A 24,883-nucleotide genomic window follows, 5' to 3' on the forward strand; every position below is an offset into this window, starting at 1 on the left:
AGGTAATCCATGAACGAGCTCACAAGCGAACAAACTGCTGCCACGGTATCACGCCTGTCGACCAGCGCTGCTGACTTCCACCAGCGTCTTGATGCTTTGCTGGGCTGGGAGGGCGTATCCGATAAAGCGGTGCAGGCACGGGTTGATGAAATTCTTGCTAGCGTTAAGCAGCATGGCGACGCTGCCGTGATCGATGCCACTAATCGTTTTGATCGCCTTTCCGCTACTTGTATGGACGAGCTGCGGTTAACGCATGAGCAGTTGAAGCACGCGTATGACCACTTGCCCGCCAGCCAGCGCGATGCGCTGACGAAGGCAGCAGAGCGGATTAAGCGCTATCACGAGCGTCAGAAGCCGAATTCTTGGCAGTATGAAGAAGCTGATGGCACGGTGTTAGGGCAAAAAGTGACGCCGCTTGATCGCGCCGGTATTTATGTTCCAGGCGGCAAGGCGGCTTACCCGTCGTCGGTACTGATGAATGCCATTCCCGCTCATGTGGCAGGGGTGCGTGAAATAGTCATGGTAGTGCCCACTCCGGATGGCGTCTTAAACCAGCTGGTGCTAGCCGCGGCGCATTTGGCCGGTGTCGACTATGTATTCACTATCGGCGGTGCGCAGGCGATCGCCGCGCTCGCTTATGGTACTGAAAGCGTGCCTCGGGTCGACAAGATTGTGGGGCCGGGCAATATTTACGTCGCGACGGCTAAACGTGCGGTGTTTGGTCAGGTGGGCATTGATATGATCGCCGGTCCATCGGAGATCATGGTCGTTTCCGATGGGCAAACTGATCCTGACTGGCTGGCGATGGATTTGTTTTCTCAGGCAGAGCACGATGAAGATGCTCAGGCGCTATTAATTAGTTGGGATGCCGAGCATTTGGACGCTGTCGAGGCTGCAATTGAGCGATTACTGCCGAGTTTAGAGCGTGAAGGCATTGTGCGTGAGTCGCTGCGCAACCGCGGTGCCCTCATTCATTGCCAGGATGCCGAAGAGGCCGTGACGATCATCAATCGCGTTGCGCCAGAGCATTTAGAGCTATCGGTCACCGCGCCTGAGGCATGGCTAGACGATATTCGTCACGCCGGTGCGATCTTTATGGGGCGTTACACCGCAGAAGCTTTAGGTGATTACTGTGCCGGTCCGAATCACGTGCTACCCACGTCAGGCACCGCACGTTTCTCTTCTCCACTAGGCGTGTATGATTTTCAGAAACGTTCATCCATCATTCACTGCTCTGCTGTTGGAGCATCTGAGCTGGGCAAGATCGCTTCGGTATTGGCCAGGGGCGAGTCGTTAACGGCTCACGCACGCTCCGCTGAATACCGCATCTGCGATTAAGCTTCTCGTAGCTTTCTTTGTGAATAGTGCTGGGGGCAGATCCGCTACGCCAACGTGACACTATTATGAGTCGCGTTGGCGCGGCACGACTTCGTTAATAGGGATAGCCGGCGGCGGTCGTTCGCCCACCACTAGCGTCATGTCCATACGCTCGCCGCTACGTACGATGGTCAGCGGCAGCGAAGTGCCCGGTGGAATAGAGGCGATGTCACTCATCGCGGTACGCGCATCCAAGATAGCCTGCCCATCAACGGCGAGCAGTACGTCGCCAGGCTCCAGCCCTGCTTCGGCGGCTGGGCCATCACTGACAACCCCGGCGACGATAACGCCCTGCGGTGTTTGCAGGCCAAAAGAGGCGGCAAGCTCGCGGGAAAGTGCCTGTGCCTCGATGCCCAGCCAGCCACGAATGACGCGCCCTTGAGTGACAAGCTCATCGAGTATGCTGTGGGCGAGATTGGCAGGGATTGCAAAGCCAATACCCTGTGAGCCGCCTGATCGCGAGAAAATAGCCGTATTGATGCCAACTAGCGCGCCGTCAGGATTGACTAAAGCACCCCCCGAGTTGCCTGGGTTGATGGCGGCATCGGTTTGTATGAAATCTTCGTAGGCATTGAGCCCTAAATGATTACGCCCAGTGGCGCTGATAATGCCCATGGTCACCGTTTGGCCCACACCGAACGGGTTGCCGATGGCCAGCGCTACGTCACCAACCGCCACGTCTGCTGAGTCGGTCAGCTCAATCACCGGCAAATCGTCTAGCTCAATACGCAGTACTGCCAGGTCGCTTTCAGGATCAGTCCCTATCACTTCAGCTAGCGTCTCACGTCCATCGCGTAAGGCCACTTGTATCTCATCAGCTCCGTTGATGACATGGTGATTAGTGAGCACATAGCCATCGTCACTCACGATAACGCCAGAGCCCAGGCTCGAAAGCATGCGCTGATGGGTGGTCGTATCATCGCCCTGGTCATCAAAGAACTGCTGGAAAAAAGGATCAGACATCAGCGGATGCTGGTCGCGCTCTACAATGCGCGAAGAGTAAATGTTGACGACGGCAGGGGCAGCTTGATCCACCGCATATGAGTAGCTAGAAGGTCCTTGGTTACGCGCCATCGGTTCTGCTTGGTGTATCTCGGGAGCGGGGCGATTGGGGCTTGGTTCGACAACGGCCGGTACCGTGACCACTGCTGGGGCAGGTGCTTGCGGCGTTGGGCTTTGAAACGGGTTCGATAATAGATCTGGGAGCCCCGGTAAGATCAGCAAAGCGATCAATACGCCAGTGATGACTGGCCATAAATAAGGCAGCACATAGCGTCTCATGCAAAAAATTCCTTAACGAGTCAGTCTTGCCAATCGTGACAAAAGAAGCGAGTTTAACAATGGCCGTATGGTAACACTTTCTTAGCGAGTTCCTCACGGGTGCAATTCAACCATTAACGAAAGGAGTCAGCATGATATATCGCGACCAACTAGTGGCAGCCTGTGATCATCAGCTGCGCGCGGCCCAATTCAAAGACTTTACGATTAATGGGCTGCAGGTCGCAGGCACTGACTGTGTTAAGCGTGTGATGACGGGCGTGACGGCCTGCCAAGCGCTGCTGGACGAAGCGGTCGCTTGGAAGGCAGACATGGTGCTGGTGCATCACGGCTACTTTTGGAAAAACGAGCCTGTTGCGATTACCGGTATGAAGCAGAAACGCATCAAAACGCTGCTCGATCATGGGATTAATTTACTCGCTTATCACTTGCCCCTTGATGCGCATGCAGAGTTAGGTAATAACGCCGAGCTGGCTAGGCGTCTGGGTTGGAAAGTTGAGGGGTGCATTGATGGTGAGCTGGGGGAAGGGCTCTTATGGTCTGGGCGTTTAACTCAGCCGAGCTCGATACACGCGTTAGCTGCACAAATCACGCAGTCGTTGCAGCGTGAGCCGCTGGTGGTTGAAGCGCCGCAAGTGGGCGAAATTGAGCGTATTGCTTGGTGCACAGGCGGGGCTCAAGACATGATTGCCTCTGCGTGTGAAGCCGGTGCGCAGGTGTTTGTATCGGGTGAGATATCTGAGCGAACCACGCATCTTGCGCGCGAAATGGGGATTCATTATATCGCCGCGGGCCATCATGCTACCGAGCGTTACGGTATTCAGGCGCTGGGGGAGTGGCTGGCCGATGAGTATGCGATCGAACACCGGTTTGTGGATATTGATAATCCTGCCTAGAGGCCTTCCTAATCAATGGGCCCCGGCGCGTTTTTAGCCATCAGTCGCGAATAACGGCTTTTGACGGCTGTCGGGGCCTGCTATATCGATTAATAGCGTGGTGGCTGGGGAGTGGCTACCTCATGGCTTTTTAAGCCGAAATTTTCGGATAGCGTGCCACCTTTGCCGTCAGCGTAATCACGCGGCATCGCGGGCGTGGTGTTATCTGCTGACGGTTGCTGCTTTGAATTGATGCCGGAAAGATCAAGGCTGTGCTGAATGGTGGCATCCCGAATGTTCCATTCCTCGGCATCCTCTTTGAGCTGAAGCTCCAGCTGGTTAGCTTCATCACGAATATTGCTGAGACGTTCATAGATGCCGGTTAAATGGCTGCCTACGCTGGTCTTCATTTCGGCGATTTGATGTTCGCGTTCAAGTAGCTGCTGGCGCATGGAGGCCGTCTCGCGCTGGCTTTTGCTGAATAGGCGATAGCAGCCCATTCCGATAATAAAACCGACGATAAGACCGATAACAGCAAAGATTAATGGTGAGCTTGCGTCCACAGTGTTCTCCCTGGCGCCTTGTATATAACAGCCGACGTTATTAGCCAGCTGTTGTGAACTAACAGACTGCCATTATAGGCGTCAGTCCGCTAGTCGGGTCAATCCGCTCATGCGTTATGGTGCCTCAGTGGGTATAATCGCAGCCTTTTAAGGCGGGTAGTAACGATTGTGGCTACCGCTTTGCACGCTGTAGGAGGCGATTGCATGTCATCAACATCTGCTGCGGGTAGGTCTGTGCCAAAAGCGCGTCCTGCGACGCCTATAGAGCGCTATCGCGCGGACTTAGAACGCGATGATTTTCAATATGATGCAGCGCAAGAGTTAGCGGTAAAGCACTTGCAGCGACTTTACGATGAGCTTGTCGCGGCGCCAACAACCATGCCCAAGGCGTTGGTTGCCCACAAGGGGCTTAAAGCCAAAATGGCGGGGCTGATGGGAAAGAAGTCTTCTTCTTCGCGTGAGCCCATGTTGCCTCAGGTGAAAGGGCTCTACTTTTGGGGCGGTGTAGGGCGTGGAAAGACCTACTTAGTCGATACATTTTATGAGGCGCTGCCTTTTTCCGACAAAATGCGCACTCACTTTCATCGCTTTATGCAGCGCGTTCACAATGAGCTGACGCACTATAAAGGCGAAAAAAACCCCTTAACACTGATTGCTGGAAAGTTTGCGACCGAGTATCGAGTGATCTGCTTTGATGAGTTTTTTGTCAAAGATATTACCGACGCAATGATTCTTTCCAACCTGCTGGAAGCGCTCTTTGAACGAGGTGTGGTGTTGGTCGCGACCTCTAATATCGTGCCTGACGATTTGTACAAAGAAGGACTGCAGCGGGCGCGTTTTCTACCGGCTATCGAACTTATTAATCGTCATTGTGACGTGGTGAATGTGGACTCTGGCGTGGACTACCGGTTGCGAGCGCTAGAGCGTGCCGCCATTTTTTACTCGCCGCTGGATGATTTGGCTGAGCGTGAGCTGTCGCGAAGCTTCAGAGAGATAGCAGGGCATGAGGGCGAGTCAGACGCCTCGTTAGAGATAAATGGTCGCGTGCTAAAAGCGCGCCGACTGCATGAAGATATTGCTTGGTTTGAGTTTTTAGAGCTATGTGATGGCCCGCGCAGCCAGAATGACTACATTGAGCTGGCGCGAGAGTTTCATACCGTACTGGTGTCTAACGTTGTGCGTATGGATGCCAAAACGGATGATCAGGCGCGCCGTTTTGTCAATATGGTCGATGAGTTTTATGATCGCGGCGTCAAGCTACTGATGTCGGCAGAGGTGTCCGTCGAGCAGCTGTATAGCGGTGGAAAGCTGACATTTGAGTTCCAGCGTACTCTCTCACGCCTACAAGAAATGCAGTCGCAGGAGTATCTGGCGTTAGCACATAAACCCTAGCCATTGCCGATAGTGTAAAAAAGTGGTGATGCGGCTTAACTTGTCTCGGTCCTTGCTGTAGAATGCCGCCTCGCTACACGTTGCTTGCAATTTGCAATGCAAGCAACCAAGAAAAATAGGGATGGTGCTTCGCCGTGTAAGCGGTGTGAGTCGCCCAATACATTTAATCTGGTGATTTCATCCATGAAGACGTTCAGTGCTAAGCCTGAGTCCGTCCAGCGCGACTGGTATGTTGTCGACGCTAAGGACAAAACGCTCGGTCGTCTGGCAACCGAGATTGCTCGCCGCTTACGTGGCAAGCATAAGCCCGAATTTACCCCTCACGTTGATACTGGCGACTACATTGTCGTGATCAACGCAGAGAAAGTCCACGTGACCGGTAACAAGGCGAAGGCTAAAACCTACTATCGCCACACTGGTTACCCGGGCGGTCTGCGCTCTATGACATTCGACAAAATGCTTGATCATGCCCCTGAGCGCATCATCGAGTCTGCCGTTAAAGGCATGTTGCCGAAAGGTCCTTTGGGCCGCGCCATGTACACCAAATTGAAAGTGTACGCCGGTGCTGAGCATCCGCATGCTGCCCAACAGCCGCTTGAACTGAACATCTGAGGAAATCTTCGCCATGACACAGCAGTATTACGGTACCGGGCGCCGCAAGACTTCCACCGCTCGCGTGTTTATGAAGCCGGGCTCTGGTAAAATTACCGTCAACAATCAAGACCTTGACCTTTATTTTGGTCGTGTAACGGGTCGTATGGTTGTTCGTCAGCCGCTTGAGTTGACTGAAACGGTAAGCCAGTTTGACATCTTTGTGACTGTCGCTGGTGGCGGTGGCTCTTCTCAAGCTGGCGCCATTCGTCACGGCATTACTCGCGCCCTGATGAACTACAACGAAGACCTTCGTCCTTCGCTACGTGCCGCTGGCTACGTAACGCGTGACGCACGTCAAGTTGAGCGTAAGAAAGTTGGTCTACGCAAAGCACGTCGTCGTCCGCAGTTCTCCAAGCGCTAATTTTAACCAGCGCTGCAAAACGCCCAGGTCATCGACCTGGGCGTTTTTTATTGGAATCTCAAAAAGATAGGCTGTCCGCATTGTCATCGTGGTGTACGGTCGGTCATTATTATTCACTGCAAGGCTTTTCAGCATAGCGGGTAGGCTAGGGGGAGGGATCTGAAATGGCAGATAGCGGCATTAACAAAAGCCGGCGCCGTTTCCTCGTGGTGGCCACCTCCGTTGTCGGGGCGGTGGGGGCTGTCGGGGTGGCGGTTCCCTTTGTGGCTTCTTGGCAGCCTAGTGCCCGAGCCAAGGCGGCCGGTGCTCCCGTTCGGGCAGATATCTCGCGTCTTGAGCCAGGGCAGAGAGTGACCGTTGAGTGGCGCGGCCGTCCTGTGTGGATTATTAACCGCACGCCCGAAATGATTGCGCGAACGCAGGCAATAGATGTGGCGAGCTTGGCAGACCCAGATTCCAATGTCCCGCAGCAGCCAGCCTATATTGCCGGTGGTTTGCGTTCTATCAAGCCAGAAATTGGCGTGCTTGTGGGTATTTGTACTCACTTGGGGTGTTCACCGCTTTTCCGGCCAGAGCCAGATGCCGCCGGTGTGGGTGTTGATAACTGGCCGGGCGGCTTCTTTTGTCCTTGCCACGCCTCGCGCTTTGATTTGGCGGGCCGCGTGTTCAGTAACGTTCCTGCGCCAACCAATCTTGAGGTGCCGCCTTATCGCTTTGCAAGCAATGACATTATTGTCATTGGCGAAGATGAGGAGGCCTGATGGAAAAACCCAATAAGGCTAAGGCTGAAAAAGGGGCCATGCGCTGGATAGATGACCGCTTCCCTGCCACACAAATGTGGCAAAAGCACCTTTCCCGCTACTACGCACCGAAGAATTTTAACTTTTGGTACTGTTTTGGTTCATTGGCACTGCTGGTTTTGGTTAACCAAATCCTGACAGGCATTTGGCTGGCGATGAGTTTTAATCCCTCTGCTGAGGGGGCTTTTGCATCTATCGAATACATTATGCGCGACGTAGAGTGGGGGTGGTTGATCCGCCATATGCACACCACGGGCGCTTCTGCCTTCTTTATCGTTGTTTATCTGCATATGTTTCGGGGGCTTTTATATGGCTCTTATAAGGCACCGCGCGAGCTAGTGTGGATATTTGGCATGAGCATCTATCTCGTATTAATGGCCGAGGCCTTTATGGGTTATCTGCTGCCATGGGGCCAAATGTCTTATTGGGGTGCGCAGGTCATTACCTCGCTATTCTCGGCTATTCCGGGGTTGGGTGCTGATCTAGCTCAGTGGATACGCGGTGACTATCTTATTTCAGGTATTACCCTTAACCGTTTTTTTGCGCTACATGTTATTGCTTTGCCCCTCGTTATTCTGGCGCTGGTAGTGCTGCATATTATTGCGCTGCATGAGGTGGGTTCCAATAACCCTGACGGTATTGATATCCAGCAGCGCAAAGATGGAGCAGGTGTGCCGTTAGATGGAATACCTTTTCATCCTTACTACACGGTCAAAGACCTTGTTGGCGTAGCTATATTCTTGTTCGTTTTTTGCGTGGTAGTGTTTTATTTTCCGGAAGGCGGCGGATATTTTATTGAAAATTCCAACTTTGAGCCCGCCAATCCTCTGCAAACGCCTGATCATATTGCGCCCGTTTGGTACTTCACGCCCTTTTACGCCATTCTGCGTGCGATCACCTTCTCAGTGTTTGGCTTAGAGGCTAAGTTCTTGGGCATTGTGTTTATGGGAGGGGCCATTGCGGTGCTTTTCGTTTTGCCTTGGCTTGATCGCAGCCCGGTGCGGTCTATGCGCTATAAGGGATGGATGTCCAAAGCGATGCTGCTTTTGTTCGTTGTTAGTTTTGTGCTCTTAGGGGTTTTAGGTGTTCTGCCGCCAACCGCGGGACGAACCATGTTGGCGCAGGTGTGTACCTTTGTTTATTTTGCTTTCTTCCTGTTCATGCCGATTTATACCAAGTTTGAGAAGACAAAGCCGCTTCCTGACAGGGTGAGCGGCTAATGAGAAAGCGTCGATTGAGAGTGTTAGTCGTTGGGTGTTGTACCGCCATGCTGGCAGCAGCTAGTGCTGGCGCGGCCCATTCGATGGAGCCGGATCTTCAGGATCAAGCGTCGCTGCAAAATGGCATGAAGCTCTATGTGAACTATTGCATGGGCTGTCATTCGCTAGAATATCAGCGTTTTTCTCGTGCGGCTGATGATTTAGGGATCCCGCAGGACTTGGTCGAGGCAAATCTAATTTTTTCGTCTGAATTAGCCTATAACGATCAAATGCTTATAGCGCTTGAAAGTGACGATGCCAAGGGGTGGTTTGGTGCTGTGCCGCCAGACTTGACCCTGCAGGCGCGCCTACGCAGTCCTGATTGGATTTACGCTTTTTTACTTGGTTTCTATCAAGACTCTAGTCGACCGACGGGTGTTAACAATACGCTATCCGATTTAGTGGCCATGCCTAATGTGCTGGAGCCTTTGCAAGGTGTGCAGACGCTGGTCTGCGCTGAAGAAGATGGCCGAGACGCGAATGCGTTGTCGGCTCAAAGCCAACCCTGCGAGGGGCTGAAAGTAACGGAGCCAGGTGAGCTGGCGCCCGCTGAGTTTCAGAAGGCGGTTTATGATTTAACTAATTTTCTCGCTTATGTTGGTGAGCCTTCCAGGCTTAAGGCTCAGGCATTGGCGCCTAAAGTGCTGATCTTTATTTTCATTTTTGGGGTGATGGCTTACCTGCTCAAGCGCGAGTATTGGCGAGACATTCACTAATTCGCCGGTTCTGGCGGGCAATGGGATGCGCGACAAAGGTCGCGCGCCTTTTTGACTGTCAGCATGGCAACAAAAGCAAAGCAAGCTAGCTTCCCCTAAGGGAGTGCTGGCGTGTTATTATCCAAGATTGTTTTGATGCGAGGATGCTTTCATGGGTGTTGTGGCCAAGCGGTCGTCGATGATCTTTTACTCGGGTAGTGATGATCATTTCAGTCATCGTGTGCGCATTGTGTTGGCCGAGAAGGGGGTTGCCGTTGATATCGTCGATGTACTCGACGAAAAACCACCGGAAGAGCTGGCAGACCTCAATCCGTACAATAGCGTACCGACGCTATTGGATCGTGACCTGGTGCTTTATGAATCCAAAGTCATGATGGAGTACTTGGATGAGCGTTTCCCACATCCTCCGCTATTGCCTGTTTATCCTGTGGCGCGTGCACAAAGCCGCCTATGGATGCACCGCATTGAGCGCGAGTGGTGCCCAATGGTCGACCAAATTCGCAGCGGTGGAAAAAAAGAAGCGGATAAGGCACGTAAAGAACTACGCGAGAGCCTTATTGGTATCTCGCCGATCTTTGAAGACATGCCTTACTTCATGAGTGAAGAGTTTACGCTGGTGGATTGCTGTTTAGCACCGGTTCTATGGCGTTTGCCTGATCTCAATATTGACCTGCCCGAAAAGCAGGTTAAGCCGCTGTTGGGGTATATGTCGCGAGTATTTGAGCGTGAAGCGTTTAAGGCATCTTTAAGTGAGCGTGAAAAAGAGATGCGCGCTTGAATTCATTCGGCTCCCTTGTTTTGAGTAAAGGCGGGGAGCCTTACTGTTGGAGGAGGGAGTCTAGATGAAGTCGAGTCGCCCCTATCTCGCCCGAGCGCTTTATGAGTGGTTGTTAGATAATGAGTTAACTCCTTACTTGGTGGTGGATGCTACTCAACCAGGTGTCGAGGTGCCTCGCCAGCTAGTGCAAAATGGCCAGATTGTATTAAACGCGGCGCCGACGGCGGTGCGTGATTTTTTCATGGAAAACGAAGCGATCAGTTTTAATGCTCGCTTTGGTGGCCAGCCGATGCAGGTGATGATTCCTACGCCGGCATTAATTGCCATTTACGCCCGTGAGAACGGCGCGGGGATGGTGTTTGGTCATGAGCCCGAACTTGAAGATGGGGCCGAGTCCTTTGGTGATATTGAGGATGACGCCAGCGCTTCTGATTCGCCAGAGCCCTCAGTTAAGCGTGAGCCTTCAGTCAAGCCAGAACTTTCGATAACCGCACCGGTTTCTGAGGGAGGCGGTAATTCCAAGGCTTCTTCAAAAGCATCGGGTGACGATGCTAAGCCGAAGAAAAAGCCAACGCTAAGGGTCGTTAAGTAATCAGCCCTGCATTGCGCAATAAAAAAGCCTCGCTCTTAGATAAGAGCGAGGCTTTTTAATGGCGGCGCAGTTAATCGATGTATTCAAACACCTTAACAATGCGCTGCACGCCGCCCACGGCGGAAGCGGCGTTGACGATACGGTCTGACTCTTCACGCGTAACAATCCCCATCAGGTAGACGCTAGCGTTTTCGGTGGTCACTTTTATTTTTCCAGAATCGATATGATCATTGGTCGCTAAATGGCTGACGACATTAGTGGTAAGCCACGTATCGGTCAGCCGTTGGCTGGCGGGAAGGCGTGCCGCAACGGTCAGCTCGTTATGTACTTCATCAACGCCTCGCAAATTGCCGGTCACTTCGCCGGCCATGTCGCGAAGCTCTTCGCTTGGTACTTGACCAACCAGTAAGACAGCGCCATTAAAGCTATTAGCCCGTATACGCGCATCGCCCAGGCGCGCATCGGCTCGTTCTAGCGCGCGCTGAATTTCGCGCTCGATTGTGGCATCAACGGCTTCAACATCGTTACTACGCTGGGAGTAGTTAGATTGATTGGACGCGGAGTTATTGGCGCAGCCGCTGAGCAGCAATACTGCGCAAAGGGTGGCCGCCATTAAGCTGCGGGGAGAGAGGCGCTGGGTCATCGTATAGCTCCATGAGGCAAGTGGTTTACGCATAGTTATATATGAAACATGTTGGTAAGAAAAATACGGATAAAAAATTCGAAGCCAATAGGCGTTTAGGCGCTGCCAAACAGCTGTTCATCAATGAGGTCGCATAGGCAGTGAATAACCAGTAGATGAACTTCCTGAATGCGAGCCGTAGAGGTGGCGGGTACGCGAATCTCGCAGTCATCTTGCCCTAGCAGTGAAGCCATGTCGCCACCGTCACGCCCGGTTAGCGCAACCACGGTCATATCGCGGTCATGGGCGGCTTGGATGGCTTGTACAATGTTGCCGGAATTGCCGCTGGTGGAAATGGCCAATAGTACATCGCCAGGCTGTCCGAGCGCGCGGATCTGCTTGGAAAAGACTTCGTTATAGCTGTAGTCATTCGCAATCGACGTAAGCGTAGATGTGTCGGTGGTGAGCGCCAATGCAGGCAGGCTAGGGCGCTCTCGCTCGAAGCGATTGAGTAGCTCAGATGAGAAGTGCTGGCTGTCTCCTGCGCTACCGCCATTGCCGCAAGAAAGAATTTTTCCTTCGCTGACCAGACACTGCACCATCATTTGGCTCGCCACTTCAATAAACGGTGGAAGTACTTCGCTGGCGTAGGTTTTGGTGTCAATGCTGTCGTTAAAATGGCCAAGTATACGAGTCTGAAAGTCCATCAGGGCTTCCTGGTTAGATAGAGTCAAAAGGCATCAAAAGCAGCTTTCGCCCAGTGAAACTCTAGGTTGGGCGGCTTGCCAATAATTGCCAGGATATCAAACCGGCAGGGCGATGAAAGCCCGCCGCGAGCGAGATATAGCCTTGCAGCGCGTATTAGGCGCTGCTGCTTTTGATGCGTGACGGTTTCCAGCGGGTGCCCGTAGCGCGTGGTGGTGCGATGTTTGACTTCGACAAACACAAGAATATCGCCATCCCGCATCACCAAGTCAAGTTCACCCCCTTTCACGTAATGATTTTGCGTAACGAGGGTGAGGCCTTGCTGGCACAGCCATTGAGCAGCTATTTGCTCTATGGCCGCGCCGCGCGCCCGAGCGGTTTGGGCATTATTCGCCACTGTTATCCAGGTTAGGAATTAAAATAGGTGCGGGAGCGCCGTTTTGAAATTTCGCCCACGGCAGTTCGCGGTAAATGCGTCCGTCGCTTCTCAAGGACAGCGTACCGGTGCTGCCACTTAAACCTTCTAACTCCGCTAGGTTAGAAAAGCGAATAGCCAGCTCGTAAGCATCAACGCCCATCGCCATTAGGCGGAACATCGAGGCATCGGACTCATCGCGAAAGCTGCGGTAAGAGGCTGAGAAGGGCAGTGCTTCTTCGCCACCGACGGCCGCGTCCGGAATTTGCCACGGGATATCCATGAACATCACGTCGTTAAGGTCTTGATCCAGGCGAGTCTGTAGGCGCCCTTCGTGTAGATGTGAGGTGGCATAGATGGGTAGGTCAGGGGCGTAGTAGTAATCCATCGTAGGTGGTACTTGGCGAGCATATTCTGGCAAGGCAAGCAGAAAGAGGGCATCAATGTTGCCTAAGCGCGCACGTTCACCGCTAACGTTGAGTGCGCTTTGGACGGCGGTAGAAACAGAGCTTTCAGGATTGTAGCGAACGGCATTGGTAATTTCGCCACCCTGGCTTTTCCACTCGTTCCAGAAGGCTTCGCCTACGCGGCGCCCCCAGCCATTATCGGGCACCATCATTGACATTTGACGGTGACCATCTTGCCAAGCGCGGCGAGCGGCTTGGCGAGCTTCATCTTCAGCGGAAAGACCATACTGGAACAGGCGTTGTGCCTGGTTGTGGTCACCGCTGCCGTAATTGAGCGCCAGTGTCGGCAGGGGTACGCTGTCGCGCTGTTCTAGCTGAGTGACCTGGTCTTTATCAAGCGGGCCAATCATTAGCTGGGCATTCATTTGCTGAGCCTGCTGGTACAGCTCATCCAGTGAATAGCGTGAGGCATCTAGAAAGCTGAGCTCTGTGTTATCACCTTTAGTGTCATGGTGCTTGCGCATGGCGGTCGCGATGGTGTTGGCAACGCTGCTAAGCGGGCCCGATTCGGGTAGGGCAACCACAATGCGGCGTATTTCTTGGCCTTCAAGCTCGGGTAGCGCAACATTGGCCATGCCCTGCTGGTCTAACGCTTCTCGTGCCCAGCGCTGGCGTTCCTCCAGGGTTTCCTGTTGATTAGCCTGCATCGGCAGTTCGTCGTTGAGTACCTGAGTGGCGCGTAGCACAGCACGTGGGTCATCTAGCGCCCGTGCCAGTTCAGAGAAAAGCAGCGCCCAGCGCACGCGATCGCCTTCCGATAAAAGGCTTTCATCAATGGCATCGGCGGTTTCAAACGCCTTATCACGCTCGCCTTGACCGGCCAAAATGCTGGCTGCTTCGAGGCGGGTTTTGGCGGCTTGCTCCGGTGCTTGTTGTTCTGCCTGGCTGAGTAATTGGCCGGCGTCCTCGCCGGACGCGCGGTCAACCACGCTGGGCGGCTGCATAGCACAGCCAGCAACCAGAAGTGCCATGAGGGCAGCGGCGAGTAAGCCACGTAATGACTGTTTCATGTATCCTTCCTTAAAATGTCCATTTGCGCTGTCGCAGCTTGCCTGCGATTGACGAGGCCACTGCACAAGCATAGCGCACCGGCAGAGCAAGCCATCAACGAATCGAGAGTCATCAATGACAGATCATAATCCGGGCACATTGTACGTGGTTGCTACGCCAATTGGGAACTTAGAAGACTTAACCTCACGTGCCGCCCGAGTATTAGGGCAAGTATCGCGCATTGCCGCGGAAGATACTCGTCATAGTGCCCGTCTTTTGGCACATTTAGGGCTGAATAAGCCGATGCTCTCATTGCATGAGCATAATGAGGCGCGCCGGGTAGATACGTTAGACAGCTATCTTGCTGCGGGCGAAGACATTGCGCTGATCAGTGATGCAGGTACGCCGCTGATTAGCGACCCAGGTTTTGTACTGGTGCGTGAGCTGCGCGCTCGTAATCGTCATATTGTGCCGATCCCGGGCCCTTGTGCATTAATTACCGCGCTGTCTGGGGCAGGCTTGCCAACAGACCGTTTTGTATTTGGCGGTTTTTTGCCTGCTAAACCAGGCGCTCGCCGTCAGGCGTTAGAGTCTTGGAAAACCCGCGAAGAGACGCTGGTGTTTTATGAGTCTCCTCATCGCATCGTGCATACCCTGGAGGCCTTACAAGAACAGATGGCTGAGCGGGACGTAGTGTTGGCACGTGAATTGACGAAAACCTTTGAGACGTTTCTTCATGGCACTCCCGAGCTGTTATTGGCACAGCTGGCGGAAGATCCGAATCAAGCGCGTGGCGAATTTGTGGTGATCGTGGCCGGTGCGCCGCCCGTTGTGCAAAGTGAACGCCAAGATATTTCAGCGGATGCGCTATTAGAAGCGCTATTGGCGGAGGGTGTTGGAGTGAAGCAGGGAGCCGCAATTGCCGCGCGAATGCTTGGTGGACGCAAGCAAGCTTGGTACGCTCGTTTGCAAGCAATCAAAGGTGAGCATTGAGGCTAGGCGAGGGCGCTGGTATGCTTGCCGCCGGAGTTGGCCAGACAGTCGCCGCTGATACCCCTTAAAAGGTGTCGGGGGAGGAAAGTCCGGGCTCCATAGGGCAGAGTGCCAGGTAACGCCTGGGCGGTGCGAGCCGACGGAAAGTGCAGCAGAGAGTAGACCGCCTAAGCCCCCGGATATAGATGCTGGGGGCCGGTAAGGGTGAAAGGGTGCGGTAAGAGCGCACCGCGCGCCTGGCAACAGTGCGTGGCATGGTAAACCCCACTCGGAGCAAGACCAAATAGGGACCCAATGGCGTGGCCCGCGCTGGGTCCGGGTAGGTTGCTTGAGCGCTGTGGTAACGCAGCGCCTAGAGGAATGGCTGTCCACGACAGAACCCGGCTTATCGGCCGACTCCCCTTTTTTATACCAAGGCGTGCATGCACGCCTTCCCAAATTTTCTGTGAGAGAAACATGCCTTCTCCTGACGCTGAACAGGTTGCTAACCGCTTTCGCCATACCAGCGTATTACTGGAGGGTGCTGTCGATGCCTTGGTCAATGACAACCAAGGTGTTTATCTGGATGGTACTTTCGGGAGAGGTGGTCACTCACGCGTGATCTTGGACCGGCTTGATGAGCATGGCCGGTTGCTGGCGATGGATCGCGACCCTCAGGCCATTGCGGCTGCCGCTGAAATAGACGATTCGCGCTTCCACATTACCCAGCGTGAGTTTGCCCAGCTGGGCGAGTTTGCCCGCGAGCAGGGCGTGTTCGGCAAGCTTTCAGGGATACTGCTAGATGTGGGCGTTTCATCGCCTCAGTTGGATGATCCTGAGCGCGGCTTTAGTTTTATGCGCGACGGCCCTCTGGACATGCGAATGGATCCTACCCAGGGACAAAGCGTTGCTGAGTTTCTGGCGCGGGCGAGCGAAGCCGATATTGCCTACGTGTTCAAAACCTATGGCGAAGAGCGCTATGCCAAACGCCTAGCGCGTGCCGTGGTGACCCGGCGCATTGAAAGGCCGTTCACCCATACGGTGGACTTAGCAGAAGTGCTGAAAGTCGCTCATCCCGCCTGGGAAAAAGGACGGCATCCCGCAACGAAAGCATTCCAAGGGCTGCGCATTTTTGTCAATGGTGAGCTTGAGCAGCTGGACAGCGCGCTAGATGCCGCGTTAGAGGCGCTGGCACCCGGTGGGCATTTGGTTGTGATCAGCTTTCACTCATTGGAAGATCGTCGTGTGAAACGTTTTATTCGTCATCATGTGCGCGGCGATACTCATCTGCCGCGCGGCGTGCCTATCCGCGACGATCAGTTGAATCGCCGCCTTGAAGCGCTGGGCAGAGGCGTACGGCCAAGCGGAGAGGAAGTGGATGCTAATCCTCGTTCACGCAGCGCCGTGATGCGGGCTGCGCGTAAACGGATGTAATCATGAGCATGGATCGGATTGAGCAGTGGGCAACCACGCTACGCACCGAATGGCCTTTTAAGCTGCGTTTGCGCACTTGGCCCGTCATTATTAGCCTGTTGTTTTTACTCTGCATGGCCTCTGGGTTGGGCGTCGTCGTCACGACTTACATGACGCGGGTTCAATTTGCTCAGTTGCAACAGCTAGAGCAAGAGGAGAGTCAGTTGCAAACTGAATGGGGGCAGCTATTGCTTGAGGAAGGCGCTTGGTCAACACCTGCACGGATTGAGCAAATTGCTACTGATCGCCTGGGTATGCGAATTCCCGATGTCAACGATGTAGAGGTGATTCGACCATGATGCGTGAGCGTCGAGGCGGCACCTCTCGTCAGCAGCCCGTTGCGCCTCCTTTAGGCGGCGGGCGTTTTCTTTTTATTCTTATCGCCGTTGCTTTGGCGTCTACGATCCTCATTGGCCGTATCACTCTTCTGCAGGTTATTGATCGTCCCTTTTTGCAGAGTCAGGGGGATGCCAGAACCCTTCGTCATGAAGCGATACCTGCCCACCGGGGTATGATTACAGATCGCAATGGCGAGCCGCTGGCAATTTCTACACCCGTAGTAACGCTGTGGGCCAATCCACAGGAATTGCCAGCAGACGCTATTCAACGCGTGATGTTAGCGCAAGCGCTAGGAATGACGCTGGACGATTTTGAATCGCGGGTCTCGCGCTATAGTGAACGTGAATTTATGTATTTACGTCGCCAAATGACGCCTGCTGCCGCTCAGCGAATTCTCGACTTGCGCACTCCGGGCGTTTATCCCCAGCGTGAATATAAGCGCTATTATCCTGCCGGTGAGGTGGCTGCCCAGCTGCTGGGGGTGACCAACGTGGATGATGTCGGCCAGGAGGGATTAGAACTCTCCTATCAGTCCTACTTAGCCGGGCACCCGGGGCAGCGCCGCGTGATTAAAGATCGCCGCGGCCGCTTGGTACGCGAGCTGGGTGTGATTAGTGAGGCCCAACCAGGGGGCGAGCTGATTTTAGCGATTGATCAGCGCATCCAGTACATGGCCTACCGCGAGCTGCGAGCGGCGGTCGCCAAACATGACGCGGATGGCGGTGTGCTGGTGATGATGGATGCACGCACTGGGGAGGTGTTGGCGATGGCCAACCTGCCTTCCTACAACCCCAATAACCGGGCGGGGCTTGATCCTCGTGGGCTGCGTAATCAGGCGCTGGTGGATGTGTTTGAGCCAGGCTCGGTAATGAAGCCATTGGCAATGGCCGCCGTGCTGGAAAGTGGTGTCGTAGATCGTGATGCCTTGGTAGACACCTCGCCTGGCTGGATGCGGTTGGATCAGTTTACCATTCGCGATTTTCGTGACTACGGTGAGTTAGATCTAGCGGGGATCCTTGAGCACTCTTCAAACGTGGGTATGTCTCGTTTGGCGCTACGACTCAGCGATACTGCGATTTGGGAAAAGTACAATCAGTTAGGGTTAGGGCAGGCACCTGGCACCGGCTTCCCCGGTGAGTCGACGGGCAGTTTGCCTGCCCCAGTACGCTGGTCGCGCAGCGAGCGGGCAACGCTTGCCTATGGATATGGCCTATCCGTTTCAGCGGTCCAGTTGGCGAGTGCCTACACCGCTATTGCAAACAATGGCGAACGTTTGCCGCCGTCTTTACTGCGCCTTTCTGAACCGCCTCAGGGTATACCGGCGATGTCGCCTACGGTTGCCAATGACTTGCTTAATATTCTTGAAACCTCGGTTGCCGCCTATACCGGCGGACGACGAGCGCGTGTTGAAGGCTATCGCGTGGGGGGTAAAACGGGCACGGTGCGTAAAATAGGCCAGCAGGGCTATACCACTGATGCCTATCGCAGTGTTTTTGCTGGGATTGCGCCTATTTCAGATCCGCGAATTGTTACCGTTGTCATGATTGATCACCCCAAAGAGGGTGGGTTTTACGGCGGAGCCGTTGCAGCGCCCGTGTTTTCCAGCGTAACGGGTAATGCTTTACGCTTGTTAGATGTGCCGCCAGATCACGAGGCGGAGTAGCTTTTAAGGAGATGGCATGACGCTGAGTCAAGGCGATGTGTTGACGGCGCTCAGGCAGGTATGGCCAGCGTCACCGCTGCCCGTTGACCTGCCTACGCTCCCAGCAGAGGTGCGGATCGAAACAGATTCGCGCAAGCTTCAGCCGGGCGACATTTTTGTGGCGGTGCCGGGTAGCCAGCGTGACGGGCGCGATTTTATTGAGCTGGCTATTAAAGCTGGCGCTGCGCTTGTCTTGGCGCAAGGCCTGGATGACGATATGCAGTTAGAGGGGCGGGTGTTGGCGCTTCCTCATCTGTCGGCGCGCCTGGGCGAGTTCGGCAGCGCGCTGTTTAAAGTGCCGTCTGATCTTGAAGTCATCGGCGTTACCGGTACCAATGGTAAGAGCTCAGTGACGCATTACATCGCGGCTCTCAGCGAGGCGCTGGGAACAAAAGCGGGTGTCATTGGTACGTTAGGAATGGGGCGTCCAGGTGCGCTTAATGATAGCGGTTTAACAACGCCGGGTCCGCTGATGCTTCAAGCGGCGCTGGGCGAGCTTGCGCAGCAGGGCGTTCGTCGTGTCGCGGTAGAAGTCTCTTCTCACGCGCTTGATCAGCGGCGCTTGGAGGCCGTCAACGTTAGCGTGGGCGTGTTTACCAATTTGACCCGCGATCATCTGGATTACCACGGCAGCATGGCAGCCTATGCGGCCTCAAAAGCGAAACTATTTCGTCGCTCAGAGCTTAGCTTAGTCGTTGTGAACGGTGATGATCCGTTGGCGCGTTTAATGCTGGCAGGCTGCACCAAAGGCGTTCGTGTCTTGGCGACGGGCCAAGACGAGGCGGTCACGTTCAGAGTGATGGACTGGCAGGCCTTTGAGCATGGTCAGCAGGCAATGATTGCAACGCCGGAAGGCGAGAAAATACTGTCGTTAAAACTGATGGGCCGTTTTAATTTAGACAATGTGCTGCAGGCAATGGCTGTGCTTTATGGGATCGGAGAGTCGATTGATGCGCTCTTTGAGGCCGCGCCATCGCTTACTCCCGTACCCGGCCGCATGGCGCTCTACCGCGATACTGATACGCCTAGTGTGGTCGTCGACTATGCTCATACGCCAGACGCTCTGCGCAGCGCATTGCAAGCGCTGCGAGCGCACTTGGGCAGTGCAGGTAAGCTATGGTGCTTATTTGGCTGTGGTGGCGATCGCGATACGGGAAAGCGTGCCGAAATGGCCAAGATCGCCGAACAGCTCGCGGACAACGTTGTGGTTACCGATGATAACCCTCGGTATGAGGCAGCTGCAGACATTCGTCAGCAAATATTGGCAGGCTTCTCCGCTGCTGCACAGCCTATTGAAATAGCGGATCGTCGCCAGGCCGTGGCGACCGCTATTCATGATGCTAGTGCTCAGGACGTGGTGCTGATCGCTGGAAAAGGGCATGAGGCGTATCAAGATGTGCAAGGGGTGCGCCACGCCTATGAAGACAGCCAAGAGATCCTGCGCGCCTTTGCTGTACGGAGAGCCTTGTGATGCGCTGGACGCTCGGTCAGCTAGCCACAATGCTCAGCATTGCCGTGCCTACCGCCAATGCTGAGCTGTTGATCAGCTCGATCGTCATCGATAGCCGTAAAATTGAGCCAGGGTGCCTGTTTGTGGCGCTAAGAGGGCCTACTTTTGATGGCCATGACTTTGTCAAACATGCCTATGAACTCGGCGCTGCAGCGGTTTTAGTCGATACGCCTATCGATAGCGATGTGCCTCAGCTGGTATGCCCCGACACGCGTTTAGGTCTAGGGTTGCTCGCCGGGGCGCATCGCCAAGCATGGCATGGCGTTTTAGTGGCCGTGACTGGCAATAGTGGTAAAACGTCCGTTAAGGAAATGTGTGCGGCGCTGCTGGCACCTTTGGGCAATGTTTTAGCCACTCAAGGCAATCTGAACAATGATATCGGTGCGCCACTTACGCTGTTGAGGCTAGCGCCGAGTCACGCCGCTGCCGTGATAGAGTTAGGGGCGAACCATCTAGGTGAAATTGCCTGGACGGTTCACATGGCAAAGCCTGACGTTGCGCTTATTACCAACGTGACCGGTGCTCATGTCGGTGAGTTTGGCGGAATGGGCCAGATCGCACAGGCGAAAAGCGAAGTGCTGGACGGCCTAAGCGAGAGCGGTACAGCCATAGTGAATCGCGACGATCGCTATTTTTCCTTTTGGGCCGCGCGCAATGCACCTCGGCGATTAGTGAGTTTTGGCTTTCACAGCTTGGCTGATGTTAGCGCCTCAGCGCTTTCCTGTGATCCTCAAGGACGTTATGCTTTCACGCTTATGCATAATGGTGCAGCGTTAGGCCGCGTTCAACTGCGGTTGCTGGGTAAGCATAATGTCAGTAATGCGCTGGCTGCGGCAGCAGCGGCATTAGTGCTAGGCGTTACTGCAGAGCAGGTTGTTGAACGCCTTCAGTCTCTGCAAACGTTAGCAGGTAGGTTGGCCGTTGTGCCCGGTTTACGTGGGGCCAATGTGCTCGACGATACCTATAATGCTAACCCTGGCGCGGTCAAGGCGGCTTTGGATACGCTGGCAAGCTTTCCTGCGCCCCGCTGGTGTGCGCTAGGTGCGATGGGTGAGCTAGGCCGTGAGTCGGACGCGCTGCATGCAGAGATTGGCCGCTATGCCGCGGCACTGGGGATTGATGAACTGTTGACGCTAGGCGAGGCCGCCCGTGCCGCCAGCGATGCCTTTGGTCGAGGGCTGCATTTTAACGACCACGAGGCGCTAACGCGCCATGTCACTAATACTTTGCCGCCTGATACCACGTTGCTGGTGAAAGGATCGCGCAGCGCAGGCATGGAAAATGTCGTTAAAGCGCTGCGTTCGGATGAAATAAGGTAAACGCCGTTCATGTTACTTCACTTGGCGAATTTTTTATCGCAGTACCAATCTGCTTTCCAGGTTGTTAATTACTTAACCCTGCGGGTGATTTTAGGTGCCCTCACGTCATTAATGCTGTGCCTGTGGCTAGGGCCATGGATGATCAGGCGTTTGGTTGAAGGGCAAATTGGTCAAGCAGTGCGTGATGATGGGCCTAAGTCTCATCTCTCTAAAGCAGGCACGCCCACGATGGGCGGGGCAATGATACTGCTGGCCATTGCGATCAGTACCTTGCTGTGGGGTGACTTAACGAATCTGTATATTTGGATTGTCTTGGCAGTCACCTTAGGTTTTGGCGCCATTGGCTGGGTGGACGATTATCGTAAAGTGGTTGAGAAAAATCCGCGCGGTCTGCCTGCTCGCTGGAAATACTTTTGGCAATCTATCGTGGGGTTAGGTGCCGCGGTGCTGCTTTATGTCACCGCCTCTACGCCGGTTGAAACCAGTTTGCTCGTGCCGCTATTCAAAGACGTTGCCCTGCCTTTGGGCGTTTTCTATATCGTTCTTACCTATTTTGTCATTGTGGGTAGCTCCAACGCGGTGAACTTGACCGATGGTCTGGATGGCCTGGCGATTATGCCTACCGTGCTGGTGGCGATGGGGCTGTCGGTTTTCGCGTATGCGAGCGGCAACACCGTGTTTGCCGACTACCTGCATATTCCGTTTATTGCCGGCACCGGTGAGCTAGCGGTTTTTTGCGCCACGATTGCCGGTGCTGGGCTGGGTTTCTTGTGGTTTAACACCTACCCCGCGCAAGTTTTTATGGGCGATGTGGGCGCGCTAGCACTGGGCGCTGCGCTCGGCGTGGTGGCGGTAATTGTTCGCCAAGAAATAGTGCTATTTATTATGGGCGGCATTTTTGTCCTCGAAACAGTGTCAGTGATTCTTCAGGTGGGATCTTACAAACTTACCGGGCGTCGCATCTTCCGTATGGCGCCGTTGCACCACCACTATGAATTGAAAGGCTGGCCCGAGCCTCGCGTCATCGTACGCTTCTGGATTATTACCGTAGTGCTGGTGTTACTCGGCCTTGCGACGCTCAAAATTCGTTAATGCACGTGGTCATGACGGCTACGCCTAATGGGCGTGGCATTGTGCGACAAGGAAGCCGTTGATGGTTCGAGTAGCTAAAGGTTTGACGCTGGTAGTAGGGCTAGGGGTTTCAGGTCGCGCTATTTGCCGTCATTTAACGCGCTTAAATCTGCCCTATATGGTCGCCGATACACGCGTCGCGCCACCGGGGCTGGATGACTTTCGCGCTGCTCATCCTGGGGTTGCTATTCACTGTGGCGCGCTCACAGCGCTTGATTTGAGCGATGTAAAAGAGGTAGTAGTGAGCCCAGGTCTTGATCCTCGTATGGCGGGACTAGAAAGCCTTGCTGATCGGTTAAACCCTGACACCGGCGAGCCAATGGTGGTCGGTGAAATTGCGCTCTTTGTGCGTGCAGCCCATGCACCTATTGCGGCGATCACAGGATCTAATGCGAAGTCTACGGTCACTACGCTGTTGGGCGATATGGCGGCTGCCGCCGGTGTTGATGCAGCTGTCGGCGGTAATTTAGGCACTCCCGCGCTGGATTTGCTGGCCAGTCATCCTAATGCTGAACTTTTCATACTAGAACTCTCCAGTTTCCAGCTTGAGACAACGCCTCGTTTGGGCGCCAGCTGTGCAGCTTTTTTAAATTTGTCGGAAGATCATCTGGATCGTCATGGTGACATGCACGGTTATCGCACTGCGAAGCAGCGGGTTTTTATCGGAGCGCAGCACGCCGTTGTCAATGCCGATGAGCCTTTAACGTGGCCGGACCAGCCTGTTGCCCAGGTTGCTCACTTCTCAACGAAAGTGCCTAGAAATTCTGAGTGGGGATTGGCGCTTTATCACGATACGTTGACGTTAATGCAAGGCAATAAGCCTTGGCTGGCGGTTGATGAGATGCCAATGACCGGCCTGCACAATTACGCAAACGCACTTGCAGCGCTAGCAATGGGGCAGGCGCTAGGCTTTATCGAAGCGCCCATGTGTAATGCTCTTCGCGAATTTAAAGGCTTGGCGCACCGTAGTGAAGTAGTGGCGCGTATTAACGGCGTTACCTGGGTGAACGACTCTAAAGGCACCAATGTGGGGGCTACGTTAGCGGCCATTAACGGTATTGGTGCCTCGCTGGAAGGGCGTTTAATTCTATTGGCTGGCGGAGTAGGTAAGGGGGCGAATTTTTCTCCTTTAGCGGCACCGCTTGCCTCATGTGCGCGGCATGTATTGCTATTCGGCTTAGATGCCCCGCGCTTAGCTGACGCCTTAATTAAGCATGTGAGTGTTCAAGAAGTAGACGATTTATCCGAAGCCATGGAGGCTGCCTTTAAACTCGCTCAACCCGGAGATTGCGTGCTCTTATCCCCCGCCTGTGCCAGCCTAGATCAGTTTGCCAATTATCAAGAGCGCGGCGATATGTTTCGACGCTGGGTAGAGCAGAGGGCGCAGCGTGCCATCGAGGCCTCGCTATGAGCAGGCTTCAGCGTTTGCGCAGTGCACTTACGACCCGCGATCTACCTTGCGATATTTGGCTGATTATCGCAGCCGTTGCTTTAGCGGGACTGGGGTGGGTCATGGTCAGCTCAGCATCGATTGGCCTGCTGGAAGATACCTTTCACTACTCTCGCCAGCATGGCGTTTTTTTAGTGATCTCTATTGTCGCCTGTATCTTTATGCTCTGCGTGCCGCTTGAAGTTTGGCGCCAAAATGCCGCACTGATTCTCATGGCCAGCATTTTTCTGTTGATTCTGGTGCTGTTCGTTGGCCAAGAAATTAATGGTAGTAAACGCTGGATTGCGCTGCCGGGACCCTTGCCTAGCTTACAGGTCTCTGAGTTTGCCAAAATTGGGCTTATTTTCTACATGGCGGCGTTTATGTCGCGCTTTACCTACGACCTGCGTCAGCGGGCATTTAGCATGTGGCGCCCGCTGGCTGTACTGGCGGCACCTGTTGGCCTGCTGTTTCTAGCGCCCGATTTTGGCGGCATGGTGGTGCTCGCTATTTGTGTCATCGGCATGCTGATGATGAGCGGGGCATCGCTGGTGTTACTGCTCGGTAGTGGCGGGCTGCTGGGGTTTGGCGCCGTTATGATGGTCGTTATTGAACCCTACCGGCTGGCGCGTTGGACCAGTTTTCTCGACCCATGGGCGGATCAGTTCGCTACGGGCTACCAGTTGACTCAGGCGTTAATTGCGTTTGGTCGTGGCCATGTTACCGGCACTGGTTTGGGCAACAGTGTTCAAAAGCTGCACTATTTGCCTGAGGCGCACACCGACTTTATTTTTGCCGTCATTGCTGAAGAGCTCGGCATGATTGGCGCCATTATTGTTGTCTTACTGTTTACACTTTTTATAGCCCGCGCGATGTGGATTGGGCGGCGTGCTGAGCTGGCGGGCCATCTGTTTGGTGCCTATGTCAGTTACGGTATTGGCTTTGTCATCGCGGCTCAAGCATTTATCAATATTGCGGTCAGTTCAGGCTTGCTGCCTACCAAAGGGCTAACGCTGCCGCTGATAAGCTATGGCGGCTCGAGCCTGTTGGTGACCGGTATGATGGTGGGGCTACTGCTGCGCGTCGATGCCGAAACACGCCATCGTCCTCGGCGTGCCTCTACCCCTTATAAGCCGCGCCATGAGCCGCGTTTATCGTAGGCAT

General features: G+C 54.3%; 25 protein-coding genes and 1 other RNA gene. 20 read left to right on the forward strand and 6 right to left on the reverse strand.

Going from position 1 to position 24,883, the window contains the following annotated elements; genetic code table 11:
- Window positions 1–9 precede the first annotated feature (9 nt).
- Window positions 10–1,338: a histidinol dehydrogenase gene (gene hisD / locus ACT3TF_RS05615; RefSeq protein ID WP_444671748.1), complete on the forward strand. Its 1,329-nt coding sequence runs from the start codon at window positions 10–12 to the stop codon at window positions 1,336–1,338.
- 63 nt (window positions 1,339–1,401) lie between these two features.
- On the opposite strand, the gene ACT3TF_RS05620 is transcribed toward hisD, so the two are convergent.
- Window positions 1,402–2,658 (reverse strand): Do family serine endopeptidase, encoded by a 1,257-nt coding sequence (locus ACT3TF_RS05620; RefSeq protein ID WP_444671749.1) that lies wholly within the window; start codon window positions 2,656–2,658, stop codon window positions 1,402–1,404.
- 131 nt (window positions 2,659–2,789) lie between these two features.
- Between ACT3TF_RS05620 and ACT3TF_RS05625 the strand changes: the two genes are divergently transcribed.
- Window positions 2,790–3,551 (forward strand): Nif3-like dinuclear metal center hexameric protein, encoded by a 762-nt coding sequence (locus ACT3TF_RS05625; RefSeq protein WP_441684052.1) that lies wholly within the window; start codon window positions 2,790–2,792, stop codon window positions 3,549–3,551.
- A gap of 89 nt (window positions 3,552–3,640) precedes the next feature.
- On the opposite strand, the gene ACT3TF_RS05630 is transcribed toward ACT3TF_RS05625, so the two are convergent.
- Complete coding sequence (locus tag ACT3TF_RS05630; RefSeq protein ID WP_444671750.1) at window positions 3,641–4,093, reverse strand: YhcB family protein; 453 nt, start codon at window positions 4,091–4,093, stop codon at window positions 3,641–3,643.
- Window positions 4,094–4,297: 204 nt separating this feature from the next.
- On the opposite strand from ACT3TF_RS05630, the gene zapE reads away from it, so the two are divergent.
- The 8 genes from zapE (at window position 4,298) to ACT3TF_RS05670 (ending at window position 10,645) form a co-directional block, all read left to right on the forward strand.
- Entirely contained in the window at window positions 4,298–5,485 is a 1,188-nt protein-coding gene (zapE, locus tag ACT3TF_RS05635; RefSeq protein ID WP_444671751.1) for a cell division protein ZapE, read from the forward strand.
- A 183-nt stretch (window positions 5,486–5,668) separates the two neighbouring features.
- Window positions 5,669–6,097 carry a 50S ribosomal protein L13 gene (rplM, locus tag ACT3TF_RS05640; RefSeq protein ID WP_096280728.1) on the forward strand — a complete coding sequence of 143 codons (429 nt, stop codon included), beginning with the start codon at window positions 5,669–5,671 and terminating at the stop codon, window positions 6,095–6,097.
- Between the two features lie 13 nt (window positions 6,098–6,110).
- Window positions 6,111–6,500 (forward strand): 30S ribosomal protein S9, encoded by a 390-nt coding sequence (rpsI, locus tag ACT3TF_RS05645; RefSeq protein ID WP_096280725.1) that lies wholly within the window; start codon window positions 6,111–6,113, stop codon window positions 6,498–6,500.
- Between the two features lie 164 nt (window positions 6,501–6,664).
- Window positions 6,665–7,261, forward strand: a complete 597-nt coding sequence (gene petA / locus ACT3TF_RS05650) for a ubiquinol-cytochrome c reductase iron-sulfur subunit (protein WP_441684056.1) — start codon at window positions 6,665–6,667, stop codon at window positions 7,259–7,261.
- Window positions 7,261–8,520, forward strand: coding sequence for a cytochrome b (locus ACT3TF_RS05655; RefSeq protein ID WP_444671752.1), 1,260 nt, complete (start codon window positions 7,261–7,263; stop codon window positions 8,518–8,520). Before petA ends, ACT3TF_RS05655 begins: the two co-directional genes overlap by 1 nt.
- A complete protein-coding gene (locus ACT3TF_RS05660) occupies window positions 8,520–9,275 on the forward strand; it encodes a cytochrome c1 (RefSeq protein ID WP_444671753.1) in 756 nt (251 codons plus the stop codon). Before ACT3TF_RS05655 ends, ACT3TF_RS05660 begins: the two co-directional genes overlap by 1 nt.
- 151 nt (window positions 9,276–9,426) lie before the next feature.
- Complete coding sequence (gene sspA, locus ACT3TF_RS05665; protein WP_441684062.1) at window positions 9,427–10,053, forward strand: stringent starvation protein SspA; 627 nt, start codon at window positions 9,427–9,429, stop codon at window positions 10,051–10,053.
- Between the two features lie 64 nt (window positions 10,054–10,117).
- Complete coding sequence (locus ACT3TF_RS05670) at window positions 10,118–10,645, forward strand: ClpXP protease specificity-enhancing factor (RefSeq protein ID WP_441684064.1); 528 nt, start codon at window positions 10,118–10,120, stop codon at window positions 10,643–10,645.
- A gap of 70 nt (window positions 10,646–10,715) precedes the next feature.
- On the opposite strand, the gene ACT3TF_RS05675 is transcribed toward ACT3TF_RS05670, so the two are convergent.
- From ACT3TF_RS05675 to ACT3TF_RS05690, 4 genes are all read right to left on the reverse strand, one after another.
- Complete coding sequence (locus tag ACT3TF_RS05675; RefSeq protein ID WP_444625851.1) at window positions 10,716–11,288, reverse strand: BON domain-containing protein; 573 nt, start codon at window positions 11,286–11,288, stop codon at window positions 10,716–10,718.
- Between the two features lie 95 nt (window positions 11,289–11,383).
- Complete coding sequence (locus ACT3TF_RS05680) at window positions 11,384–11,974, reverse strand: phosphoheptose isomerase (protein ID WP_096280705.1); 591 nt, start codon at window positions 11,972–11,974, stop codon at window positions 11,384–11,386.
- A 23-nt stretch (window positions 11,975–11,997) separates the two neighbouring features.
- Window positions 11,998–12,369, reverse strand: coding sequence for a YraN family protein (locus ACT3TF_RS05685; protein WP_441684068.1), 372 nt, complete (start codon window positions 12,367–12,369; stop codon window positions 11,998–12,000).
- Window positions 12,359–13,864 (reverse strand): penicillin-binding protein activator, encoded by a 1,506-nt coding sequence (locus tag ACT3TF_RS05690; protein WP_441684070.1) that lies wholly within the window; start codon window positions 13,862–13,864, stop codon window positions 12,359–12,361. Before ACT3TF_RS05690 ends, ACT3TF_RS05685 begins: the two co-directional genes overlap by 11 nt.
- A gap of 115 nt (window positions 13,865–13,979) precedes the next feature.
- Here ACT3TF_RS05690 and rsmI point away from each other — a divergent pair, with 115 nt between their 5' ends.
- From rsmI to ftsW, 10 genes are all read left to right on the forward strand, one after another.
- Complete coding sequence (gene rsmI, locus ACT3TF_RS05695; RefSeq protein ID WP_192535903.1) at window positions 13,980–14,837, forward strand: 16S rRNA (cytidine(1402)-2'-O)-methyltransferase; 858 nt, start codon at window positions 13,980–13,982, stop codon at window positions 14,835–14,837.
- Window positions 14,838–14,869: 32 nt separating this feature from the next.
- An RNA gene (gene rnpB, locus ACT3TF_RS05700) (RNase P RNA component class A) lies at window positions 14,870–15,241 on the forward strand.
- A gap of 52 nt (window positions 15,242–15,293) precedes the next feature.
- Window positions 15,294–16,250: a 16S rRNA (cytosine(1402)-N(4))-methyltransferase RsmH gene (gene rsmH / locus ACT3TF_RS05705; RefSeq protein WP_441684072.1), complete on the forward strand. Its 957-nt coding sequence runs from the start codon at window positions 15,294–15,296 to the stop codon at window positions 16,248–16,250.
- 2 nt (window positions 16,251–16,252) lie between these two features.
- Window positions 16,253–16,588, forward strand: coding sequence for a cell division protein FtsL (gene ftsL, locus ACT3TF_RS05710; protein WP_192535905.1), 336 nt, complete (start codon window positions 16,253–16,255; stop codon window positions 16,586–16,588).
- On the forward strand, window positions 16,585–18,291 hold the full coding sequence (locus tag ACT3TF_RS05715; protein WP_441684075.1) for a peptidoglycan D,D-transpeptidase FtsI family protein: 1,707 nt from the start codon (window positions 16,585–16,587) through the stop codon (window positions 18,289–18,291). Before ftsL ends, ACT3TF_RS05715 begins: the two co-directional genes overlap by 4 nt.
- A gap of 16 nt (window positions 18,292–18,307) precedes the next feature.
- Window positions 18,308–19,801 (forward strand): UDP-N-acetylmuramoyl-L-alanyl-D-glutamate--2,6-diaminopimelate ligase, encoded by a 1,494-nt coding sequence (locus tag ACT3TF_RS05720; RefSeq protein ID WP_444625849.1) that lies wholly within the window; start codon window positions 18,308–18,310, stop codon window positions 19,799–19,801.
- Window positions 19,801–21,159: a UDP-N-acetylmuramoyl-tripeptide--D-alanyl-D-alanine ligase gene (locus ACT3TF_RS05725; protein WP_441684079.1), complete on the forward strand. Its 1,359-nt coding sequence runs from the start codon at window positions 19,801–19,803 to the stop codon at window positions 21,157–21,159. The genes ACT3TF_RS05720 and ACT3TF_RS05725 overlap by 1 nt, the downstream gene beginning before the upstream one ends.
- Window positions 21,160–21,168: 9 nt before the next feature.
- On the forward strand, window positions 21,169–22,251 hold the full coding sequence (gene mraY / locus ACT3TF_RS05730) for a phospho-N-acetylmuramoyl-pentapeptide-transferase (RefSeq protein ID WP_192535909.1): 1,083 nt from the start codon (window positions 21,169–21,171) through the stop codon (window positions 22,249–22,251).
- Between the two features lie 61 nt (window positions 22,252–22,312).
- Window positions 22,313–23,701, forward strand: coding sequence for a UDP-N-acetylmuramoyl-L-alanine--D-glutamate ligase (murD, locus tag ACT3TF_RS05735; protein WP_444671754.1), 1,389 nt, complete (start codon window positions 22,313–22,315; stop codon window positions 23,699–23,701).
- Window positions 23,698–24,879 (forward strand): putative lipid II flippase FtsW, encoded by a 1,182-nt coding sequence (gene ftsW, locus ACT3TF_RS05740; protein WP_193062563.1) that lies wholly within the window; start codon window positions 23,698–23,700, stop codon window positions 24,877–24,879. Before murD ends, ftsW begins: the two co-directional genes overlap by 4 nt.
- Window positions 24,880–24,883: the final 4 nt, after the last annotated feature.

This window comes from Halomonas sp. AOP25-F1-15 (assembly GCF_052378675.1).
Classification (GTDB): domain Bacteria; phylum Pseudomonadota; class Gammaproteobacteria; order Pseudomonadales; family Halomonadaceae; genus Vreelandella; species Vreelandella casei.

Coding starts and splice junctions, on each gene's coding strand:
- hisD (WP_444671748.1), top strand. CDS start 10: ATGAACGAGCTCACAAGCGAACAAACTGCTGCCACGGTATCACGCCTG.
- ACT3TF_RS05620 (WP_444671749.1), bottom strand. CDS start 2,658: ATGAGACGCTATGTGCTGCCTTATTTATGGCCAGTCATCACTGGCGTA.
- ACT3TF_RS05625 (WP_441684052.1), top strand. CDS start 2,790: ATGATATATCGCGACCAACTAGTGGCAGCCTGTGATCATCAGCTGCGC.
- zapE (WP_444671751.1), top strand. CDS start 4,298: ATGTCATCAACATCTGCTGCGGGTAGGTCTGTGCCAAAAGCGCGTCCT.
- rplM (WP_096280728.1), top strand. CDS start 5,669: ATGAAGACGTTCAGTGCTAAGCCTGAGTCCGTCCAGCGCGACTGGTAT.
- rpsI (WP_096280725.1), top strand. CDS start 6,111: ATGACACAGCAGTATTACGGTACCGGGCGCCGCAAGACTTCCACCGCT.
- petA (WP_441684056.1), top strand. CDS start 6,665: ATGGCAGATAGCGGCATTAACAAAAGCCGGCGCCGTTTCCTCGTGGTG.
- ACT3TF_RS05655 (WP_444671752.1), top strand. CDS start 7,261: ATGGAAAAACCCAATAAGGCTAAGGCTGAAAAAGGGGCCATGCGCTGG.
- ACT3TF_RS05660 (WP_444671753.1), top strand. CDS start 8,520: ATGAGAAAGCGTCGATTGAGAGTGTTAGTCGTTGGGTGTTGTACCGCC.
- sspA (WP_441684062.1), top strand. CDS start 9,427: ATGGGTGTTGTGGCCAAGCGGTCGTCGATGATCTTTTACTCGGGTAGT.
- ACT3TF_RS05670 (WP_441684064.1), top strand. CDS start 10,118: ATGAAGTCGAGTCGCCCCTATCTCGCCCGAGCGCTTTATGAGTGGTTG.
- ACT3TF_RS05675 (WP_444625851.1), bottom strand. CDS start 11,288: ATGACCCAGCGCCTCTCTCCCCGCAGCTTAATGGCGGCCACCCTTTGC.
- ACT3TF_RS05680 (WP_096280705.1), bottom strand. CDS start 11,974: ATGGACTTTCAGACTCGTATACTTGGCCATTTTAACGACAGCATTGAC.
- ACT3TF_RS05690 (WP_441684070.1), bottom strand. CDS start 13,864: ATGAAACAGTCATTACGTGGCTTACTCGCCGCTGCCCTCATGGCACTT.
- rsmI (WP_192535903.1), top strand. CDS start 13,980: ATGACAGATCATAATCCGGGCACATTGTACGTGGTTGCTACGCCAATT.
- rsmH (WP_441684072.1), top strand. CDS start 15,294: ATGCCTTCTCCTGACGCTGAACAGGTTGCTAACCGCTTTCGCCATACC.
- ftsL (WP_192535905.1), top strand. CDS start 16,253: ATGAGCATGGATCGGATTGAGCAGTGGGCAACCACGCTACGCACCGAA.
- ACT3TF_RS05715 (WP_441684075.1), top strand. CDS start 16,585: ATGATGCGTGAGCGTCGAGGCGGCACCTCTCGTCAGCAGCCCGTTGCG.
- ACT3TF_RS05720 (WP_444625849.1), top strand. CDS start 18,308: ATGACGCTGAGTCAAGGCGATGTGTTGACGGCGCTCAGGCAGGTATGG.
- ACT3TF_RS05725 (WP_441684079.1), top strand. CDS start 19,801: ATGCGCTGGACGCTCGGTCAGCTAGCCACAATGCTCAGCATTGCCGTG.
- mraY (WP_192535909.1), top strand. CDS start 21,169: ATGTTACTTCACTTGGCGAATTTTTTATCGCAGTACCAATCTGCTTTC.
- murD (WP_444671754.1), top strand. CDS start 22,313: ATGGTTCGAGTAGCTAAAGGTTTGACGCTGGTAGTAGGGCTAGGGGTT.
- ftsW (WP_193062563.1), top strand. CDS start 23,698: ATGAGCAGGCTTCAGCGTTTGCGCAGTGCACTTACGACCCGCGATCTA.